Here is a 1436-nt window from a genome sequence, read left to right as displayed (position 1 = left end):
CAATGCCGTTGCTTGAGGATGGCAAGCAGTTCCCCGTGACGCCGGGGCAGTGCGGTCGTTGGACCCGGTATGCATCCGTGGGTGGGGTTATCCGATCATGTGCGACTGGGGGCGGTGACCCGGTGGGTGACTCCGGAGCTCATCGCTGCGGCGCTGGACAAGTGCGGGGTCCGGGACAAGAAGCCCGGCGCACTGCCGGCCGGGTTCATGGTCTACTTCACCCTCGCCCTGGCCTTGTTTCAGCAGGACTCCTACGACGACGTGGCCGAGCAACTGGTCGGCGGTATCCCTGAGTTGAGTGGGAGCATCCCGAACAAGTCCTCGTTCACGCGGGCCCGGCGGCGGCTGGGGCCGCAGGTTCTGGAGACGGTGTTCCGCGAGCTGGCGGGCCCGTTGGCCCCGGCTGGCCTGGAAGGCTCGTTCTACCAGGGGATGCGTCTGGCGGCGGTGGACGGCTTCGTCCTGGACGCGCCGGAGACAGAGGCGAACCGGCGCCAGCTCGGCGGCATGAAGGACGCGCGCGGTCAGGATGCCGGGTTCCCCCAGGTGAGAGTGGTGACGCTGACCGAGACCGGAACCCATGCGCAGATCGACGCCGCGGTGGGCGGGCACTGCCACGGCGAGCCGGAACTCGCGATCCGGCTCGCCGCATCGGCCGACGGCATGCTTGTCATCATGGACCGGGGCTTCCCCGGGGTGGCGCTGTGGCGTGCCTACACCGACGCGGGCGCCCACCTGCTGATCCGGGCGCGCTCATGCGTGGCCGCCCGGCCGATCGAGTACCTGAGCGACGGGACGTATCTGGCCAGGATGAACCTGGCCGGGCAGAAGCGGGCGGCACCCGGCCACGTCGTGCTGCGCGTGGTGGAGTACCGAGTTGACGGCGGCGAGGTGATCCGGCTCCTGACCGACCTGCTCGACCCCGGGCAATACCCGGCGGCCGAACTCGCAGCCCTGTATAGCGACAGGTGGGAAGCGGAATCCTCATATCGCCAGGTCAAGACCTTCCAGCGCGGCCCGCAACAGGTTCTGCGCTCGGCAGACCCGGACCTGGCGTTCCAGGAGGCCTGGGCGCATCTGGTGGTCCACCACTGCCTGATCCGGATCATCGTGGAGTTGGCCGACGGCGGGAACATCGACCCGGACCGGGTCTCCTTCCTCAAGGTGCTCAAGCACGTGCGCCGCAGCGTGACGAGCCAGACCGCGAACACCGCGGCGAAGATCGGCAAGTTCATGGCCATGCTCGCCTCGAAACTCCGTCGGAAGCTCGACAGCGGACCCCGACGCAGACGCGAGACCGACCGCCACATCAAGCGCCCCGACTCCAAGTACTCGTTCCGCGCAAAAGGCCAGGTCCGTCAGCCCACCCGCAAGACCACGGCGAAGGTCATCACCTTGCACCCGGCAGTACTTCACTGACTCAAGCAACGGCATTG

Annotated in this window: 1 protein-coding gene; it reads left to right on the top strand. The window is 67.9% G+C overall.

What is annotated here, in order from left to right; genetic code table 11:
• Positions 1 to 69: 69 nt before the first annotated feature.
• Positions 70 to 1419: an IS4 family transposase gene (locus ACFYXB_RS45980; RefSeq protein ID WP_389591478.1), complete on the top strand. Its 1350-nt coding sequence runs from the start codon at positions 70 to 72 to the stop codon at positions 1417 to 1419.
• Positions 1420 to 1436: the final 17 nt, after the last annotated feature.

Source organism: Streptomyces sp. NPDC002619, assembly GCF_042889305.1.
GTDB lineage: Bacteria > Actinomycetota > Actinomycetes > Streptomycetales > Streptomycetaceae > Streptomyces.
Note: the sequence above shows the minus strand (reverse complement) of the source record. Positions and strands in the feature narration are given on the sequence as shown.

Excerpts from the sequence above, each read along its gene's own strand:
- ACFYXB_RS45980 (WP_389591478.1), top strand. The coding sequence starts at position 70 with ATGCATCCGTGGGTGGGGTTATCCGATCATGTGCGACTGGGGGCGGTG.